The following is a 3,101-nucleotide window of genomic DNA, read 5'->3' as shown; positions in this document are numbered from 1 at the left end:
GTTTGGCGATGGGTTGGCCCGCTATGAGCATGCCGCCGACGCCCACCACGATCATCTTATTTGTGAAAACTGCGGGCGCAACATCGAAGTCGTCGACTCGCAGATAGAAGAACTGCAGGACGCGTTGGCCCGCAAGCACGGCTTCAAACCCACATTTCACCGGCTGTATCTCTACGGCATTTGTCCCGATTGTCAAAGAAACCGCTGATACGCGGCGATGCGGCACTGACTGGGCCGGAGGGTTTCCTTCGGCCTTCTTGTTTTTCCCTTTCCAAGGCCGGAGTCTCCCATGCGTTCACGCGATCTCGTGATGATCGTCGTTTCCTTTCTCGCCATGCTCGCCGGAAGCTTCCTTCCCGGGCTGGCTGAACCGCTAGCCCCCTTCCCCCGCCTCTGCCTGATTGTCCTCCTGTATCTCGGTTTCCTTTCCGTCGGCACCGAAGCCCTCTTCATCCATACCCGCCTTATCCCCGGCACGGTAAGCGGCCTCGTGCTCATCCGGCTGTTCGCTTTGCCGCTCCTGTCCTTCGTCCTTTTCAAACTGCTCATGCCGCAGTTTGCGCTTGGCGCCCTCCTGGTCGGCGCCGCATCCATCGGTGTGGTAGCTCCGATCTTTTCCATTATGGTCAATGCGGATACGGCCCTCGTCCTTGCGGGCAACCTCCTCTCCTCGCTCCTGCTCCCTCTGACATTACCCATGCTTCTTTATATAGTAGACAGTTTCATGACATTGTCCGGTTTCGGTCCCATGAACCTGCCCGCTCACTTGTCCCTGTCCGGCATGACGCTTTCCTTGTGCGTCACCATCATTGTCCCCTTTGTCGGTGCGTTTCTGACCCGCAAAGCGCCCCGAGTCACCGAGTGCATCCTCAAGCACCAGTTCCCCGTGTCGGTTTCCACCATCGCACTGTCCACACTGGCTATTTTTAGCAATTACTCGGGCGTGCTCCACCAGTCTCCTTCGCTTGTCGTCAAGGCCCTTGGGGCCGCCTGCCTCCTTGGGGCCGTTATGATGGTCGGCGGGCTCTTTCTGCCGCGGTCCATGCCCCCGCAGCGCAAGCTCGCCTTTTTGATCAGCTACGGAACCATGAACAACGTGCTCATGCTTATCGTCAGCCTCGAATTTTTCTCAGCCTCCGAATCCATCATGGCCGCCATGTATTTGCTCCCCCTGAACGCCCTCCTCGTCTACTATCGCGCTTTAAGCCGTTCATGGGGGCTGGAGCAGGCTACCGGATAACCGGCTTGCCACCGTTCTTTTTGCCCAGTACAAAAAGCCGAGGCATATTGTACGCCACCTTTAATTATCCACTCCATTTTTTAATGAGGCCATTCATGAAAAACATTCCGTTGCTTTCACGCGCGCCGCGCTTTTCGCACATGCTGCTGGCCGTTCTTGCATCCGTCGTCTTCGGCGGCTGCTCCCCGTCTCAGAAGGCGGCTCCCCAGCCCGAACCTACGGTTCCGCTGACGGGCATGGTGACCTACCGCGAACGTATGGCCCTGCCGCCGGATGCGGAACTGGCCGTCACCCTGCATCGCAAAACGAGTGACGGGCGTATGCTGGTCGCCGAGGAACGCGCGTCCACGGAAAGCCGCAATGTCCCTCTGCCCTTCAGCATCGCCTGCCCCGCCGCGGATTCCTCCAGCATGAGCTATGAACTGGAAGCCGCCATTTCGAGCGGCGGAACGACCTTGTTCGCCACCACGAGGCCCCTCATGGTGCATCCCGGAGACGCCGACGTTATGGTCCTGACGCACCGGGTCATGGACGCCGCGCCTGTGACCGACGGCCTCGCGGGAACCCGGTGGAAACTGGTGGAGCTGAACGGAAAACCGGCCGAAGTCTACGACAACCAGCCGGAACCGCACCTGCTCTTTGATCCTGAAGGCGCGCAAGGCCGGATTTCCGGTTCCGACGGCTGCAACAGCCTCATCGGCAGTTATACCCTCCAAGGCGATCGCGTCGGTTTTTCGCAGCTCGGCTCGACCATGATGCTTTGCCCGAAGGGAGACGCGCAGGCGCGGACCCTTGCTCAGGCGCTCTCCGGAGCCACATCCGTTTCGCATTCCGGGGACACGCTCGATCTGTGGAGCGGCAAAACGCGGGTGGCGCGCTTCAAAGCCACGGCGCTCTAGCGAAATTTTTGGAAAAGGAAACAAATCCGAAACAAGACTGACGCACAAGGGGAACTTCCGGCCCTCGGATTGTTCGGATAGAAAGGCCGCAAGGCTTATGGTTCCTCGCAAAAAGCTCCTTTCGGTTGCGAAAACGTGATTTTTCCTATACTCAAAAACAATCTGTTACCGGAGCACCTTTTTCGGTAAGGCAGCCGATCATCCCGAGCCGGAACTCCGTTTCTGGCGCAACAACCTTTTCTGGAGGATGGAAGACATGAAACTCGGCACACTTTTGAGCATGGTCGCAATGGCCGTCATGGGCATGGGCCTCGCCCTTCCGGCACAGGCCGCCGATCCCATCAAAATCGGCGTCTATCTGCCCCTGACCGGCCAGAACGCTTTCGGCGGGCAGCTTGAACTCGAAGGCATCCAGCTCGCCCACAAGCTCAAACCGACCGTCCTCGACCGCCCCGTCGAACTGGTCGTCGTCGACAACAAGTCCGACAAGGTCGAAGCCGCCAACGCCGTGAAGCGCCTCACCGAACATGAAAAGGTGCTCGCCATCATCGGCACCTACGGCTCCTCCCTCGCCATGGCCGGCGGCGAAGTCGCCGAACGCGCCAAGGTGCCCGTCATCGGGACCTCCTGCACCAACCCGCTCGTGACGCAGGGCAAGAAGTACTACTTCCGCGCCTGCTTCATCGATCCCTATCAGGGTGCCGCCGCCGCGACCTACGCCTACAAGAACCTCGGCTACAAGAAGGCCGCCGTCCTCACCGACGTCGCCAACGACTACGCCGTGGGCCTCTCCAACTTCTTCAAAAAGACCTTTAAGAAGATCGGCGGCGAACTCGTTGCCGATATGAAGTACAGCTCCGGCGACCAGGACTTCACCGCCCAGCTCACCGAGCTCATCAGCAAGAAGCCCGACATCGTGTTCATGCCCGCCTACTTCGCCGAAGGCGCCATCATCATGAAGC

The 3,101-nt window shown here is 59.2% G+C and carries 4 protein-coding genes; all 4 read left to right on the top strand.

Annotated features, from left to right (window positions below; genetic code table 11):
• The coding region (locus HMPREF0178_RS21190; RefSeq protein ID WP_009381143.1) for a Fur family transcriptional regulator at positions 1-208 on the top strand (208 nt) is incomplete at its 5' end.
• An 81-nt stretch (positions 209-289) separates the two neighbouring features.
• Positions 290-1,240 (top strand): symporter, encoded by a 951-nt coding sequence (locus HMPREF0178_RS17230; RefSeq protein ID WP_009381141.1) that lies wholly within the window; start codon positions 290-292, stop codon positions 1,238-1,240.
• 95 nt (positions 1,241-1,335) lie between these two features.
• Complete coding sequence (locus tag HMPREF0178_RS17225; protein WP_009381139.1) at positions 1,336-2,139, top strand: META domain-containing protein; 804 nt, start codon at positions 1,336-1,338, stop codon at positions 2,137-2,139.
• Between the two features lie 256 nt (positions 2,140-2,395).
• The coding region (locus tag HMPREF0178_RS17220; protein ID WP_009381137.1) for an ABC transporter substrate-binding protein at positions 2,396-3,101 on the top strand (706 nt) is incomplete at its 3' end.

Origin of the sequence: Bilophila sp. 4_1_30 (genome assembly GCF_000224655.1) — a bacterium.
GTDB lineage: Bacteria > Desulfobacterota > Desulfovibrionia > Desulfovibrionales > Desulfovibrionaceae > Bilophila > Bilophila wadsworthia.
This window is presented reverse-complemented; position numbering and strand designations above follow the sequence as displayed.

Excerpts from the sequence above, each read along its gene's own strand:
- HMPREF0178_RS17230 (WP_009381141.1), top strand. The coding sequence starts at position 290 with ATGCGTTCACGCGATCTCGTGATGATCGTCGTTTCCTTTCTCGCCATG.
- HMPREF0178_RS17225 (WP_009381139.1), top strand. The coding sequence starts at position 1,336 with ATGAAAAACATTCCGTTGCTTTCACGCGCGCCGCGCTTTTCGCACATG.